13 protein-coding genes are annotated in these 14,876 nt (G+C 63.2%); 2 read left to right on the top strand and 11 right to left on the bottom strand.

What is annotated here, in order from left to right:
- Positions 1 to 480: 480 nt before the first annotated feature.
- The 4 genes from tyrS to MU551_RS22085 form a co-directional block, all read right to left on the bottom strand.
- Complete coding sequence (gene tyrS, locus MU551_RS22100) at positions 481 to 1,794, bottom strand: tyrosine--tRNA ligase (RefSeq protein ID WP_247048713.1); 1,314 nt, start codon at positions 1,792 to 1,794, stop codon at positions 481 to 483.
- A gap of 42 nt (positions 1,795 to 1,836) precedes the next feature.
- Positions 1,837 to 4,065, bottom strand: a complete 2,229-nt coding sequence (locus MU551_RS22095) for a HelD family protein (protein WP_247048712.1) — start codon at positions 4,063 to 4,065, stop codon at positions 1,837 to 1,839.
- A gap of 80 nt (positions 4,066 to 4,145) precedes the next feature.
- Entirely contained in the window at positions 4,146 to 4,703 is a 558-nt protein-coding gene (locus MU551_RS22090) for an adenine phosphoribosyltransferase (protein WP_247048711.1), read from the bottom strand.
- Between the two features lie 9 nt (positions 4,704 to 4,712).
- A complete protein-coding gene (locus MU551_RS22085; protein WP_247048710.1) occupies positions 4,713 to 5,399 on the bottom strand; it encodes a DNA-3-methyladenine glycosylase in 687 nt (228 codons plus the stop codon).
- Between the two features lie 94 nt (positions 5,400 to 5,493).
- Here MU551_RS22085 and MU551_RS22080 point away from each other — a divergent pair, with 94 nt between their 5' ends.
- Together MU551_RS22080 and MU551_RS22075 are read left to right on the top strand one after the other, a co-directional pair.
- Entirely contained in the window at positions 5,494 to 7,002 is a 1,509-nt protein-coding gene (locus tag MU551_RS22080; RefSeq protein WP_247048709.1) for an AlkA N-terminal domain-containing protein, read from the top strand.
- Complete coding sequence (locus MU551_RS22075) at positions 6,999 to 7,493, top strand: methylated-DNA--[protein]-cysteine S-methyltransferase (RefSeq protein WP_247048708.1); 495 nt, start codon at positions 6,999 to 7,001, stop codon at positions 7,491 to 7,493. The genes MU551_RS22080 and MU551_RS22075 overlap by 4 nt, the downstream gene beginning before the upstream one ends.
- Positions 7,494 to 7,545: 52 nt before the next feature.
- Here MU551_RS22075 and MU551_RS22070 read toward each other — a convergent pair whose 3' ends face one another.
- The 7 genes from MU551_RS22070 to argB all read right to left on the bottom strand — a co-directional run bounded on the left by MU551_RS22070 (position 7,546) and on the right by argB (position 14,868).
- Positions 7,546 to 8,304 (bottom strand): maleylpyruvate isomerase family mycothiol-dependent enzyme, encoded by a 759-nt coding sequence (locus MU551_RS22070; protein ID WP_247048707.1) that lies wholly within the window; start codon positions 8,302 to 8,304, stop codon positions 7,546 to 7,548.
- A 93-nt stretch (positions 8,305 to 8,397) separates the two neighbouring features.
- On the bottom strand, positions 8,398 to 9,813 hold the full coding sequence (argH, locus tag MU551_RS22065) for an argininosuccinate lyase (RefSeq protein WP_247048706.1): 1,416 nt from the start codon (positions 9,811 to 9,813) through the stop codon (positions 8,398 to 8,400).
- Positions 9,814 to 11,019, bottom strand: coding sequence for an argininosuccinate synthase (locus MU551_RS22060; RefSeq protein ID WP_102970916.1), 1,206 nt, complete (start codon positions 11,017 to 11,019; stop codon positions 9,814 to 9,816).
- Between the two features lie 102 nt (positions 11,020 to 11,121).
- A complete protein-coding gene (locus MU551_RS22055; RefSeq protein ID WP_247048705.1) occupies positions 11,122 to 11,652 on the bottom strand; it encodes an arginine repressor in 531 nt (176 codons plus the stop codon).
- Positions 11,652 to 12,641: an ornithine carbamoyltransferase gene (gene argF / locus MU551_RS22050; protein WP_247048704.1), complete on the bottom strand. Its 990-nt coding sequence runs from the start codon at positions 12,639 to 12,641 to the stop codon at positions 11,652 to 11,654. The genes MU551_RS22055 and argF overlap by 1 nt, the downstream gene beginning before the upstream one ends.
- Positions 12,638 to 13,930, bottom strand: coding sequence for an acetylornithine transaminase (locus MU551_RS22045; protein WP_247048703.1), 1,293 nt, complete (start codon positions 13,928 to 13,930; stop codon positions 12,638 to 12,640). The genes argF and MU551_RS22045 overlap by 4 nt, the downstream gene beginning before the upstream one ends.
- A complete protein-coding gene (argB, locus tag MU551_RS22040; protein WP_247048702.1) occupies positions 13,927 to 14,868 on the bottom strand; it encodes an acetylglutamate kinase in 942 nt (313 codons plus the stop codon). Before argB ends, MU551_RS22045 begins: the two co-directional genes overlap by 4 nt.
- Positions 14,869 to 14,876: the final 8 nt, after the last annotated feature.

The raw sequence follows: 14,876 nt of genomic DNA, 5'->3' as shown, positions 1-14,876 counted from the left end.
TTTGAAACCAGCTGTAAAAACCAAACCCAATCCACGGGGTGGACAGGCCTGGCCAAAACAACCAATCAATAAAACAATTGGTATCAACAAACTTGGCACACTATTGAGTTCTCAAACAACAGACACATTCGAATACTTACTGAAACAATGTTTATCCGAATAACTCTCGAATTCTTTTGTTTCGCATTTCTTCGCTGCGATGTTTCCAGCTTATTTCATTCATTTTCACTTTGCAAATCCGGATATTCTCCGCAAATTCACTTGGCTTTCAATGAATCCGCCCAGCAAAATTTGAAACAATTCTCATTTTGTGCGCCTTGCGCATGAAGAATTGCTTCTCATTTGTAGGGGGTCTGTCGCCACTCAGCGGCGGCGACTCAGAAGACATTACACGCTCCTCCCCGGCCGTGCAAATCGGCGGAAAGGAGCGTGCTCTGTCCAGGTAGTGCGTGGCGCTTTGCCCAGGTGATGCCAGTGTGCTCAGCGAGCCGCGACTTCCACTGTGGCCAGGTTTTTCTTGCCCCGTCGCAGCAACAAGTAACGGCCGTGGAGCAGTTGCTCAGGTGAAATCACTGCTTCAGGATCGGAGATCTTAGCGTTGTTCACGTAAGCGCCGCCCTCCCCTACCGTGCGCCGGGCGGCTGACTTACTCTCCGAGAGCCCGGAAGCCACCAAGAGGTCAATGATGCCGAGGCCGGCGTCGTCGATCTTCGCGGAGGGAAGCTCCGACGTCGCCGCTGCGAGGGTCTGCTCATCCAGCACGCTGAGATCGCCGTTGCCGAACAAAGCAGCCGAGGCGGCTATGACTTTTTCGGTTGCCTCGACGCCATGAACCAGCGATGTGACCTCATATGCCAGCTTCCGCTGCCCTTCCCGTGCGAAGGGACGCTCCGCCACTGAGAGTTCGAGTGCCTCGATCTCGGCCCTGCTCAGGAAGGTGAAAACCTTCAATCGTGCTGCGACGTCAGCATCGGCAGTGTTCAGCCAGAACTGGTAGAAGGCGTACGGGCTGCACATCTCCGGATCCAGCCAGATGGCGTTGCCTTCGCTCTTGCCGAACTTGGTTCCGTCCGAGTTCGTGATCAGGGGTGTTCCCAGGGCGTGCACGTGCTTTCCCTCAACCTTGCGGATAAGTTCCGTGCCGCTCGTGAGATTGCCCCACTGATCTGATCCGCCGGTCTGGAGTACGCAGCCGTAGTCCCGGAACAGCTGGAGGTAGTCCATGCCCTGCAGGATCTGGTAGCTGAACTCGGTGTAGCTGATTCCCTCTTCGGAGCCGAGGCGGGACGCTACGGCATCCTTACGGAGCATGGTGCCGACGCGGTAGTGCTTGCCGATTTCGCGCAGGAAGTCGATGGCGCTCAAAGGGGCAGTCCAGTCCAGGTTGTTGACCATACGGGCCGCATTGGCCCCTTCAAAGCTCAGGAATCGACGTACCTGGGCCTGAAGGTATCCCACCCACTCGGTGACAGTGTCCTTGGTATTCAGGGTCCGTTCAGCTGTCGGCCGGGGATCGCCGATGAGGCCAGTGGAGCCGCCCACAAGCCCAAGGGGCTTATGGCCGGCGAGCTGCAGCCTGCGCATGAGCAGCAACTGCACCAGGTTGCCGAGATGGAGGCTCGGCGCAGTGGGATCGAATCCGCAGTAATAGGTGATCGCGTCGCCGGCGAGGAGCTTTTCCAGTTCCACTTCGTCGGTGGAAACGTGGACAAGTCCGCGCCATTTCAGCTCCTGCCAGATGTTGGCGAAGCTGGGATCGTTCTGCTGGGATTCAAGATCAGTTAGTTGTGACACGTGATCTAAGTTAGCAGGATTGACGGATAAGCAGCGCCGGGTTCAGCCTTCGATGCCGGCCGGTATCCCTGCTGATGCAATGAGTCTCAGCCGCTGCGTGGGCCGGGTCATGGCCACATAGAGATCACCTACGCGGCCGTGCTCATGGTTGAGCATTGCCGAAGGTTCCAGAACCACGACGCCGTCGAACTCCAGGCCCTTTGCCTCGCGCGGGCTGATGACCACAATGTCCTGTTCGTAGCTTCCCGCGCCGGTTCCGACCCTGCGGCCGTATGCGGACCGCAGGGCGGCCGTGGCTTCGGGCAGCAACGGGCCATCTGCAATCACTGCCAGCAGTCCGCCGTCGAGCGCTTCCAGTTCCTCGGGAAGTACGTCCACAAGGTGACTGACCATGGAGCCCTGCTCCACCTCGTCAATGATCGGTGACCAGCGGCCCTCGCGGACAGCCTTCGGCGCTGACACCACCAGGCCCGCGGCATTTGCCATACGAGCGGCAGCCTCGGCGATCTGGGACGGCGTCCGGTAGTTCACAGTCAGCTCTTCGAGCTGCCAGCGGTCCCCGAAGAGAGGTTCCAACGCACCCTGCCAGGATTTCGCGCCGGCAACAGAACTGGTCTGGGCGATATCTCCGACGATGGTAAAGGACTTGAGTGGGCACCGCCGAACCAGTAGGCGCCACTGCATGGGCGACAGCTCCTGCGCCTCGTCCACCACGATGTGCCCAAAAGCCCACGTTCGATCGCTGGTAGCGCGCTCGGCAGCAGTTAGCCGGGCTTCCCGCTCCTGGTTCTGGTCGACGAGCTCCTCGGCGCTCATGAGTACGTCCACCCCGGCAGTCTCCATGTTGACCAGGGTCTGGCGGGCGTTGGCGAGATCGCGGGCACGGTCGTGTTCCTGCTGGGCCAACCCACGGCCGGCAGCCGCGTCGAGTTCGCCCAGCAATTCCGCAGCCTCGTCCAGCAGCGGCACATCAGACTCCGTCCAAGGAGAATCCGCAGGCCGCAAGAGGAGGGCTCGCTGTTCGGCTGTAAAGCCGGGCGTGCATGCTTCCAGGATTGCCGGTTTGCTGAGCAGTTCACCCACCAGCTTTTCCGGAGTCATGGGCATCCAGCACAGATTCAGGGCGATCCTGACGTCCCTTGCTGAACGGACATCCTCCGCAAGGTAGGAGCGGTCGGCATTGTTGCCGATACTGCCGGCTTCGACCAGCTCGGTCATTTGCTCCGTCAGCTCCCGGAGCAGGATCTTCACGAAAGTAACCCTGGCCTCGTTGTGAGGCTTGCCGGTTCCACGAGCCTTGTCCCTGGCGCGGCGGACCTGACGCGGAGTGAGCACGAGTTTGCGGCCGTCCACCTCGAGAATCCGGTCCTCGGCGGGAATCCGCTGACGGTTGGCCACAGCATTGGCCACCACTTCAGCCATCCGCAGGCTGCCCTTGAGGGCGGCGACATCGCCTTCCGGCTCAGCGACGGCATTGATGCCCGGCATCAGCCTGCCAAGGCTGGCCATCACGACGCCGGTCTCGCCCAGTGAGGGGAGGACACGTTCGATGTACTTCATGAACGACGACGACGGGCCAACCAGCAGGACGCCTGCGGTCTTCAGCCGGTCTCGATGGGTATACAGCAGATACGCAGCGCGGTGCAGTGCCACGGCCGTCTTGCCGGTGCCGGGACCGCCCTGGACAACCAAGGCCCCGGAAATGCTGGAGCGGATGATCCTGTCCTGCTCAGACTGGATGGTGCCCACGATGTCGGACATACGTCCGGTGCGCTTTGAATCGAGGGCGGCGAGGAGCGCGCCCTCCCCTTGCAACGATGCGTTGTCAGCCAGCATGTCTGCGTCCAGGACATCATCTTCGATGGCCCGTACTTCCCGCCCCTGGAGGATGAGGTGGCGACGGCGGCGCACGCCTTGCCGGTCAAAGGCGGTGGCCTGGTAGAAGTGGCCCGCCTCAGGTGCCCGCCAATCCACCATGAGTCGCTGGAGATCCTCAGTGGTGAGGCCGATACGTCCGATGTACTGGGCTTCGCCCGAGTCAAGGTCCAGCCGGCCGAAGACAAGGCGGTCATCGACGGCGTCGAGCTGCGCCAGGCGGTCTTCGTACAGCGCGGCGAAGGCGTCACGCTCAGAGACGTTCTGCATGGTTCCTATGGCGCCGGCACGGCGCACTTGCGCCAACTGGGTGCGCTTTTCCTCGCGCAGTTCATCCAAACGGGCATACAACCCCGCTACGTAGTCCCGTTCATGGGCTAAATCAGCGTCGAGCATCGAGACGTTCCCCTATCGCAAAAGACAGACCTAACATTCTACAACCAATCCGTTGCCCGCGTGTGTGATGACGTGCCTTGCTACAAACGCAGAAGCGATCGGACCCGATGACCGGTCAAAGTGGAGCGTCCGCGGAGCTCGCCAAGCTCCATCACAACCCCGACTCCGGCCACATGGATGCCGCATCGTTCAAAGAGCCTGGTTGCCGCACCGAGTGTGCCTCCGGTTGCGAGGACGTCGTCGAGGATGAGCACGCGGCTGCCGGCCGGCAAATCCGAGGTGTGCAGCTCCAATGTTGCCGTGCCGTATTCCAGGGCATAGTCCTCGGCAAAAACAGCGCGCGGAAGCTTCCCCGCCTTCCTGACGGTCACAACTCCTGTATTCGTGGCGTAGGCAGCTGCGGCGGCCAGCAGGAAACCTCGTGCTTCCACTCCCGCGACGGCGTCGAACTGTCCCTTGAACGGTTCCACCAAAGAGTCGACGATGGCCCTGAAGGCCGCGGGATTGGCAAAAACGGGGGTTAGGTCCTTAAAGGAGATGCCGGGTTTCGGGTAGTCCGGCACAGTGACGCAGAGGCTCGTGATGAGCTCGTCCACGGGGACGGGGCGCCGGGTGGTAACTGGCTCGCTTGGATTCACGCATCCACACTACTGTGTGCCGGCGGACTTCCCGGTGACAGCCTTGCTTTTGGCTGCCTTGTACCGGGAGACTGTGGGGTCGCCGGTCAGCCAGAACCTCCAGGGATATTCATGTGTGCCGCCGGCACCCGCGACGCCCACGCGGGGCCCGGCGCTAACCCCTGACGCAGGGGTGGAAGGCAGTTCCAGCGCGAAGGGCTCCTTGAGCGCGTCCCTGCCGCTGTCCGCGGTCGTTAGGCCGAGTGCAGTGGCGAGGCGGGCCGGGCCGCTGGCCAAATCAACAGCCGTTTTGGACGCGGGCCGCCGGGCGAGGGCAAGATCCTGGCCGGCTACGACTTCTCCGGCGCGCAGCAGCAGGGCGGATGCCACGCCGGCGGGTCCGCAGACAATATTGGCGCAGTAATGCATGCCATAGGTGAAGTAGACGTAAAGATGGCCGGCCGGGCCGAACATTGGCGCATTCCGGGGAGTCAGGCCGCGGAATGTATGGGAACCGGGATCAGGATGCAGGGAATCATGGGGGCCCAGATAGGCCTCGACCTCCGTGATCCGGACGGATACAGCTCCCGCCGCACTGTTGTGGGTGAGGACCGCCCCCAACAGCAAAGGCGCAACATGCCGCGCATCGGCCGAGAGCACCTCCCGCACCGACATCGGCGGCACACCGCCGGTTGGATGCTGAGAGCTCACGTTCATGATTCAAACCTTAACAAAACGGCGAGGGCCGGCACTCCACGGCCATGTCCGAATTCCGCTAGCCCGGCCGTCCCGGAGCTGACAGGATGAAGGCATGGACTTTTGGCAGCGATACCGGGCAATAGACGCCCGCGACCCCCGTTTCGACGGGCAGTTCTTCACCGCTGTCCGGACAACAGGGATTTACTGCCGGCCGTCCTGTCCTGCGAGGACCCCCAAGGCCGAGAACGTCACGTTCTATGAAACGTCGGCGGCTGCCCATGAAGCCGGCTACCGGGCGTGCAAACGCTGCCTTCCGGAGGCCGTACCAGGAACGCCCGCCTGGAACATACGATCGGACGTAGCGGGACGGGCCATGCGCCTCATCAACGACGGCGTCATTAATCGCGACGGAGTGGAAGGGCTGGCTTCGCGGCTGGGCTACTCCTCCCGTCAGCTCAACAGGATCCTCACGTCAGAACTCGGTGCCGGTCCCCTCTCGCTGGCACGGGCGGGAAGGGCCCAGACTGCAAGGACTTTGCTGGTGTCAACGTCGATGAAGTTTGCCGATATTGCGTTTGCCGCGGGCTTCAACAGCGTGCGCCAGTTCAACGACACCGTGGTGGAGGTCTTCGATATGACTCCGACGGCTCTCCGCGGCACAGCCCGGCATCAGAAAGCCCCGGTCACCACCACTACGGCACTGACGCTCCAACTCCCCTACCGGGAACCTTTCAATCCCGGCATCTTCACCTTCCTCGCCGTCCGGGCCATCCCGGGCATAGAGGCGGGCACGCCGGCTTCCTACGCCCGAACGCTCCGCTTGCAGCACGGTGATTCCCGCTTCAAGGTGGAGTACGACGACGGCGCCCCCGGCCGTCCGTTGATTCTCACCATTGGTGCCGTGGATCTCCGTGACCTTCCTGTTCTTCTGAGCAGGGTACGCCGGCTCCTGGATCTCGACGCCGACCCGGGGGCAGTGGACTCAGCGCTGGCCGCAGAACCCCGGCTCGCACAATCCGTTGCCGAATCCCCCGGCATGCGTCTGCCTGGCGCCGTTGACCCCCGGGAACTGTTGGTCCGGGCGATGGTAGGCCAGCAGATAACCGTGGCGTCGGCCAGGACCGCCCTTACTCAACTGGCCGTTTGCGGCAGCGAGACGTCGGTGCCGGGAGATGGCCTTGATCGACTGTTTCCAACGCCGGCCCAGCTGTCAGAATCAGCACCCCTATTACTTAAGGGCCCGCAGCGGCGAATGGATTCACTGGTATCTGTGACAGCCGCCATGGCAGCAGGTGACTTTAGCTTTGGCTACGGAGACAATTTCTCCAGCCTGACGGACAAGCTCTTACCGTTGGCTGGAATCGGTCCCTGGACCGTGGGATATGTGGCCATGCGCGTTATCGGCGCGCCCGATATTTTCCTGGCCAATGATGCTGCCGTACGCAATGGAATCCGTTCCCTTTCGGTCAACCGGTCTGTGGCCGCCCTGTACCCCGGCACTCCCGATTTCCGGGAAGTCAGCCCATGGCGGTCCTACGCCACCATGCACCTGTGGCGGGCCGCGTCGTCCGCCTCTCCTATAAAACGCACAGGCCCGACAACAGCGAAAGTGAAATCATGAAAGCCGAGCTCCTGACTTTGTCCACGCCCGATGGCCCCTTCAGCATCATTGCCCGGGACGGCGAAGTCCTCGCGTCCGGCTGGACCGCTGAGCCTGACGAATTGACCGGCCAGGTACACCCTCTGCTGCGTCCCTCAGAACTTGTGGCGGTCCGGCAGATGGGTTCCGTGTCTGAGGCCGTGGAAGCGTATTACGCAGGCGATCCCGATCCGGCCATGCAGGTCCCGGTGCTGCAGAAATCCGGTCCCTTCCGCAGCCACGCCTGGGACATGCTCCGCACCGTAAGCCCCGGTAAGCCAGTCACTTACGCTCAGTACGCCATGCTCGCCGGGAATCCGCTGGCTGTCCGCGCGGCGGCAAGCGCATGTGCATTCAATGCAGCAGCCCTCTTTGTGCCGTGCCACCGTGTGATCAGGACCGACGGAACGTTGGGCGGCTTTCGGTGGGGCCTTGCGGTCAAGGAAAGTCTGCTGGCGCGCGAGGCCGCCTGAGGATTGCTGCGGGCTCTGGCCTTTGCTGCGGGCTCCAGGCCTTACTGCAGGGCTAGGGCCGTACCACCGGAACGCCTGCAGGCCATGGCAGCAGCTCCGGGAGATCCACACCGTCAGCAGCAGCCGAAGCCCGGAGGCTGCCCAGCGAGGGAGTCCTGCCGGCAAGCCATGCGGCAATGTCAGTCAGCATGCCGCTGACCACCGTTGTTTTCCCTCCGGAACCAAGGGTGATGGGAGGCAAACCGAGCGGCTGGAACACAAACCGCTGATTTTCGGGGACCCGCGGAGCCAGGAAATCGAACAGGTGCCCGCAAAAGGTCCTGCTCCATGTCTCCGGACCGCGGCCCATGCCGAGGTCAGCAGCATGAATGGTGAGTTCACGCCAAAGGGCCAGGCCGCCGTCGTACACCACTCCGCCGCGGTACGCGATGGGAGCCTGCCATCCTGTTTCCCCCACACCGTCTGAAAGCTCCAAACCGTCGAAGGCGCGCAGAACCCGCTCCAAGGCGGCGTTGAGGGCTGTCCGGTGCTCTGCCAATGATCGGCTTGCGGCCATATCGATGGCTTGGTTCCGACCCTCCATGCCGCCGTCATACAGTTCCACGGTCTCGCCACGGGCTGCATACTCCAGCTGGCGGGCCATGGCGTTCGCTATGCCGCTGATGTGCGCCAGCACGTGTCCCCGGCTCCATCCGGGCAGTTCGGAAGCCGCGGGAACGTCCTGGTCCGTCAGTTTGGCGGCAAGCCCATGCACGACGTCAGCCGCCTTGTGGAGCTCTAAAAGGAGTTCGTCGGTTCTGATCGTGGTCATGGCGCCCATCCTAAGCGCGAGATGGCACTTCACGGCAGTTATCCCGAAGAATACTGCCGTGAAGTGCCATCTCGTGCGAATTGGGTAGCCCGGTCAGCCGGCGTACGCCCTGACCATGGAGACTTCCACTTCCAGGGCTTTCAGCTGGCGTTCGACGGCGGCCGGTGCCGTTCCGCCCTGCGAATTCCGGCTGTTGAGCGAACCTTCCGTGCTAAGGACGGTCCGCACCTCGGGAGTGAGGTGCTCCGAGATGGCAGCGTACTCTTCGTCGGTCAGATCCCAGAGTTCGACGCCGCGGCTCTCGGCCTGCTTGACGGCGGCACCGGAAAGCTCATGCGCTTCCCGGAACGGAACACCCTGGCGCACGAGCCATTCGGCAATATCGGTCGCAAGCGCAAACCCCTGTGGAGCCAGCGATTCCATCCGCTCCTTGTTGAATTTCAGGGTGGCGATCATTCCCGAGACCGCCGGAAGCAGCAGCTCGAGGGTGTCGGCTGCGTCAAACACCGGCTCCTTGTCCTCCTGCAGATCGCGGTTGTATGCGAGCGGCAGGCCCTTGAGCGTGGCCAAAAGCCCGGTCAGGTTGCCGATGAGGCGTCCCGCCTTGCCACGAGCCAGCTCGGCAACGTCCGGGTTCTTCTTCTGAGGCATGATCGACGATCCCGTGGAGTAGGAATCATGCAGTGTCACGAAGGAGAACTCCTTGGTGGCCCACAAAATCACTTCCTCGGAAACCCGTGAAAGGTCCACTCCGATCATGGCCGTCACCCAGGCGAACTCGGCGAAAACATCGCGGGAAGCGGTGCCGTCGATCGAGTTGTGGGTTGCGGAGAAGAAGCCAAGGTCAGCCGCAACAGCCTCCGGATCCAGCCCCAGCGAAGAACCCGCCAAGGCGCCGGAGCCGTAGGGCGAAACACCCGCCCGCTTGTCCCAGTCTTGGAGGCGCTGCACATCACGCAGCAGGGCCCAGGCATGGGCCAGGAGGTGATGGCTGAGGAGCACAGGCTGGGCGTGCTGCAGGTGGGTTCGGCCGGGCATGGCCACGCCCTGATGCGCCTTGGCCTGTTCGACGAGAGCGTCAATGGTGGCCAGCACTCCGCGGGCGATGATGCGCGCATGGTCCCGCAGGAACATCCGGCCCAACGTGGCCACTTGGTCGTTGCGGGAACGTCCGGCCCGGAGCTTTCCCCCCAGCTGGGTGCCGGCACGCTCAATGAGCCCGCGTTCCAGGGAGCCGTGAACATCCTCGTCTGATTCAGCAGGCAGGTAGGCCCCTGAAGCCACGTCCTCGTCGAGCTGTGCCAGTGCAGCCAGCATGCCTTTAAGCTCGGCATCGTCCAACAGCCCTGCCTTGTGGAGCACGCGGGCGTGCGCCACCGATCCGGCGATGTCGTAGCGGGCCAGCCGCCAGTCAAAGTGGGTGGACTTGCTCAGGGCCGCGAGGGCATCGGCGGGGCCGCCGGCAAAGCGGCCGCCCCACAGGGCACCCTCATTTGTAGCCGACGCCATTTACTGCCCCGCGACGCGGATGTCGCGGCCGGAGGCAACCTTTGCAGACATGCCCCACAGTTCGATAAAGCCCCGTGCCATGGACTGGTCGAAGGTGTCGCCGGTGTCGTAGGTGGCGAGATCGAAGTCGTACAGCGAGGTGTCGGAGCGGCGTCCGTTGACGATCGCCTGACCGCCGTGGAGGACCATGCGGATGTCGCCGGAGACGTACTTCTGGGTGTCCTCGATGAAGGCATCCAGGGAGCGCTTGAGCGGGGAGAACCACTGGCCGTCGTAGACAAGTTCGGCCCAGCGCTGGCCAACAGTGGCCTTGAAGCGGGCCTGCTCGCGTTCGATGGTGATGTCCTCGAGGTGCTTGTGGGCGGTGATCAGTGCCATCGCGCCCGGAGCCTCGTAGATTTCGCGGGACTTGATGCCTACCAGGCGGTCCTCGACGACGTCGATGCGGCCCACGCCCTGGGCGCCTGCCCTGCGGTTCAGTTCCTTGATGGCCTGCAGCGGGGTGACCTTGACGCCGTCGATAGCCACGGGCACTCCGGCCTCGAACGAAATGGTGACCTCATCCGGGGCCGGCGGGAACTCCGGGGTGGCGGTGTAGTCGTAAATGTCCTTGGTGGGGGCGTTCCAGATGTCTTCGAGGTAGCCGGTTTCGACGGCGCGTCCCCAGACGTTCTGGTCGATCGAGTACGGGTTCTTCTTGGTGGTCTCGATCGGCAGGCCCTTTTCCTCGGCGAAGGCGATGGCCTTGTCGCGGGTCAGGGCGAGGTCGCGGACAGGAGCAATGCACTTCAGGTCCGGGCCGAGGGTCTGGATGCCCACCTCAAAGCGGACCTGGTCGTTGCCTTTGCCGGTGCAGCCGTGGGCGACGGTGGTGGCGCCGAATTCGCGGGCGGCCTTGACGAGGTGCTTGACGATGACCGGACGCGAGATGGCAGAAACCAACGGGTAGTGGCCCTGGTAGAGGGCGTTTGCCTTCAGCGTGGGGACGCAGTATTCGTTGGCGAACTCGTCGCTGGCATCGGCAACGTAGGCTTCGACGGCCCCACAGCCCAGTGCGCGCTGGCGGATGGTCTCCAGCGACTCGCCGCCCTGTCCGACGTCGACCGCCACAGCGATGACCTCGGCACCGGTGGCTTCACCGATCCAGCCGATGGCTACGGAAGTATCAAGGCCACCGGAGTAGGCCAGCACAATACGCTCAGTCACGGAAATGCTCCTCAGTTGTGTTTGTTGTTCTTGTTTGATGGTTAGCCGCCAGGTGGTCGCACGGCTGGTCTGTTTACAGCTTAGGGGTCCGCCCGCTAAACCTTATTGGCCTGCTTCGTCAGCCAATCTAAGGAACCGGGCGGCAAGTTCGGCTCCACCTTCGGGATCACGCGTCACCAGCATGACGGTGTCGTCGCCGGCGATGGTTCCGAGGATCGAAGGCATCACCGAATGGTCGATGGCCAGTGCCAGGAAGTTGGCTGCCCCCGGGGGCGTCCTGAGCACCACGATATTGGCTGACGCCTCGGCAGTGACCAGGAGTTCCCCGCATAACCGCGCGAGACGGCTGTCCAGGATTTCCTGGGTGACACCGCTCTTGGCAGCCCTTTCCCCGCCTTCGCCAGGCACGGCGTACACGAGAACGCCTTCCTTGCCCCGGACCCTCACGGCTCCGAGTTCAACGAGGTCACGGGACAACGTTGCCTGGGTGACCTGAACGCCGTCGTCCGCCAGCAATGCTGCCAGCTCTGCCTGGGAACGTACCGACTCCCCCGTCAGGATCGCGATGATGCGAGCCTGACGGGCGGTCTTGGTGGCGGGGCTGGCGCCAGGTGAAACCGAGGGAACGGACACTAATTGCCGTCCCTGGTCACCGGCGGGAGGCCTTCCACAACGGCCAGTCCGGACTGATGCATCAGCCATGCCATCAGCGCCTTCTGGGCGTGCAGGCGGTTTTCCGCCTCGTCCCAGACGATCGACTGGGGACCGTCGATGACTCCTGCGGAGATTTCGTAACCTCTGTAGGCCGGCAGGCAGTGAAGGACGACGGCGTCAGGCGCCGCGTGCTGCATGGCTGCCTCATCGACGGAGTACTCCCGGAACAGCTGCAGCCGGGCTTCCTTCTCGGCTTCCTGTCCCATAGACACCCAAGTGTCAGTGGCGACGACATCGGCCCCGGCCAACGCTTCGGCTGCATCGGTGGTGATCAGGACCGAACCACCGGTCTCACCGCCACGCTTCTCGGCGGCTGCCACGATGTCCGCTGACGGCAGATACCCTTCCGGGCCGGCGATGCGGACGTGCATTCCGGCGGTCACACCAGCCAGGAGGTAGGAGTTGGCCATGTTGTTGGCGGCGTCACCGAGGTAGCTCATGGTGAGACCCTTGAGCTCGCCTTTGTGTTCCTTCACCGCCAGGAGGTCGGCCAGGAGCTGGCAGGGGTGGTAGTCATCGCACAGGGCGTTGATGACCGGAACACTTGAGTTTTCCGCCATGGCAACCAGGCCGGAATGCGCTCCCGTTCGCCACACGATGGTGGAGACCATGCGCTCAAGGACTTTGGCGGTGTCTTCCACCGATTCCTTGTGGCCGATCTGCGCTTCCCCTGGATTGATGATCAGCGCGTTGCCGCCCATGTCCGCCACACCGGTGGCGAAGGAGACGCGTGTCCGGGTGGACGTCTTGTCGAAGATCACCGCAACGGTCTTGCGGCCGCTTCCGTCTCCTGCGAACGGCTGAGCACTGTAGGGCGCGGCCTTCAGCCGAAGGGCAAGATCGAGTACTTCAGCCTGCTCGGCCGGCGTGAGGTCGGTGTCCTTGAGGAAATGGCGTGTGGCGGTCACTGGGCGTCCTTTGCGATGGTGAGGAGCACGGGCAGGGCCTTGATAAAGCGGTCGGCCTGTTCGACGGTAAGAATGAGCGGTGGAGCCAGGCGGATGGTCCGCGGACCGGGGCTGTTGATAATGAACCCGTTCTCCAGCCCGGCTGTGACCAGAGCAGGAGCAACATCGGCGTCAAGGTCGAAGCCGATGAGGAGCCCTTCGCCCCGCACTTCGGTAACGCCTTCCACATCGGCGAGGGCCAGCCGCAGATGTTCACCCACCTCCCGGACGTTTTCCAGGACGTGCTGATGCTCGATCGTGTGGAGCGTCGCCAAGGCTGCCGCCGTCGCCACGGGGTTCCCCCCGAAGGTGGTTCCGTGCTGGCCGGCAGTAAGGAGAGAGGACGTCTGCTCGCCGAACGTGACCAGGGCACCAACCGGGAACCCGCCGCCCAGCCCCTTAGCGAGGGTTATGGCGTCAGGAACGATGCCTTCGTCCTCGCTGGCCAGCCATTTCCCGGTCCGGCCGATACCGGTCTGGACTTCATCAAGGATGAGCAGGGCGCCTGCCTTGCTGGTTGCTTCCCTGGCAGCCTGCAGGTACCCGGGAGGCAACGGCCGGACACCCGCTTCGCCCTGGATGGGCTCCAGGAAGACAGCGGCCACCGACTCATCGATGGCATTCAGAAGTGCCTCCACGTCACCGAACGGGACGTGGACGACGCCCGCCGGCAAGGGCTCGAAAGGCGTGCGGTACGCTTCTTTCGCCGTGAGCGCCAAGGCGCCCATGGTCCGACCGTGGAAAGCACCCTCAAGCGCGATGATCTTGGTACGTGGCGTTCCTTCCGTGCCCGTGTTGCGGCGGGCCAGCTTAAAGGCGGCCTCGTTCGCTTCGGTGCCGGAGTTCGCGAAGAACACCTTTGACCCAGCCGGGGCCTTGGTGACTGCGAGCAGCTTCTCCGCCAGTGCGATCTGCGTGGGACTGGTGAAGAAGTTGGAAACGTGGCCAAGTGTTGCGAGCTGGCTGGAGATCACTGAAGTGACGAAGGGGTGGGCATGGCCAAGGGCATTGACAGCGATGCCGCCCAGCAGGTCAAGGTACTCCTTCCCGTCCGCGTCCCAGACGAGGCAACCGGCCCCGCGGACCAGGACCCGCTGGGGAGTCCCGAAGACGCCGATCAGGGACGAAGAATAGCGCGCCAGCCATTCCGCACCGCTGCTGTGGGCTGCGACAAGCTCCCGGATCGGAGAGGACTCCAGCTCCGCTGGTACTGGTGCGGTGTGTTCAGTGGCGTTCTCAACCATATTCATGCGTTCATGTCCTCGTCCGAAACAACCTGGGTGCCGATGCCTGCGGTGGTGAAGGTTTCCAGCAGCATGGAATGGGGAAGCCGTCCGTCAACGATGTGAGCCTGTCCCACGCCGCCGTCGACAGCCTTCAGGCAGGCGCCCATCTTGGGAATCATGCCCGATTCCAGCGACGGCAGGAGCTTGCGGAGTTCGGAGGCCGTCAGGGAAGAAATCAGTGAGCTGCGGTCGGGCCAGTTGGCGTAGAGGCCTTCAACGTCGGTGAGGATCACGAGCTTTGAGGCGTCCAGCGCCTCTGCCAGGGCGGCAGCGGCGCTGTCCGCGTTGACGTTGAGGACCTGGCCGGTGGTCTGGAACCCGGTGCCGTCGTCGGTAATTTCAGGAGCAACGGTGGAGATGACGGGGATGCGGCCGGCCGCCAGGATGTCCAGGATGCCTTCGGGATTCACCCCCACGACTTCACCCACGAGGCCCAGGTCCACTTCTTCCCCGTCTACAACCGTTCCCGTGCGCACAGCCCGCAGCAATCCGCCGTCTTCGCCCGACATGCCCACGGCGTAGGGCCCGTGGGAGTTGATGAGGCCAACAAGCTCACGCCCGACTTGGCCTGTCAGCACCATCCGGACCACATCCATGGCTTCGGGAGTGGTGACCCGCAGGCCACCCTTGAATTCTGACTCGATGCCGAGGCGGCTAAGCATGGCGTTGATCTGCGGGCCGCCCCCGTGCACCACTACGGGGTGGATGCCCACGTGGTGGAGGAACACGACGTCCTCAGCAAAAGCCCGGCGGAGGTCCTCGTTGACCATGGCGTTGCCGCCGTACTTGATCACCATGGTGGTGCCGGCAAAGCGCTGGATCCAGGGCAGCGCTTCGATGAGAGTCTCAGCCTTGCTCTGGGCCGCACTGGTGGCGGTGGGTTCGCGGGTCTGGGTGTTCATTGCTGCTG

Source organism: Arthrobacter rhizosphaerae, from assembly GCF_023062595.1.
GTDB lineage: Bacteria > Actinomycetota > Actinomycetes > Actinomycetales > Micrococcaceae > Arthrobacter > Arthrobacter rhizosphaerae.
This window is presented reverse-complemented; position numbering and strand designations above follow the sequence as displayed.

What these genes read in the sequence shown, in the direction of transcription:
- MU551_RS22095 (WP_247048712.1), bottom strand. Translation starts at nt 4,065, where the DNA reads ATGCTCGACGCTGATTTAGCCCATGAACGGGACTACGTAGCGGGGTTG.
- MU551_RS22085 (WP_247048710.1), bottom strand. Translation starts at nt 5,399, where the DNA reads ATGAACGTGAGCTCTCAGCATCCAACCGGCGGTGTGCCGCCGATGTCG.
- MU551_RS22080 (WP_247048709.1), top strand. Translation starts at nt 5,494, where the DNA reads ATGGACTTTTGGCAGCGATACCGGGCAATAGACGCCCGCGACCCCCGT.
- MU551_RS22075 (WP_247048708.1), top strand. Translation starts at nt 6,999, where the DNA reads ATGAAAGCCGAGCTCCTGACTTTGTCCACGCCCGATGGCCCCTTCAGC.
- MU551_RS22070 (WP_247048707.1), bottom strand. Translation starts at nt 8,304, where the DNA reads ATGACCACGATCAGAACCGACGAACTCCTTTTAGAGCTCCACAAGGCG.
- argH (WP_247048706.1), bottom strand. Translation starts at nt 9,813, where the DNA reads ATGGCGTCGGCTACAAATGAGGGTGCCCTGTGGGGCGGCCGCTTTGCC.
- MU551_RS22045 (WP_247048703.1), bottom strand. Translation starts at nt 13,930, where the DNA reads ATGAATATGGTTGAGAACGCCACTGAACACACCGCACCAGTACCAGCG.
- argB (WP_247048702.1), bottom strand. Translation starts at nt 14,868, where the DNA reads ATGAACACCCAGACCCGCGAACCCACCGCCACCAGTGCGGCCCAGAGC.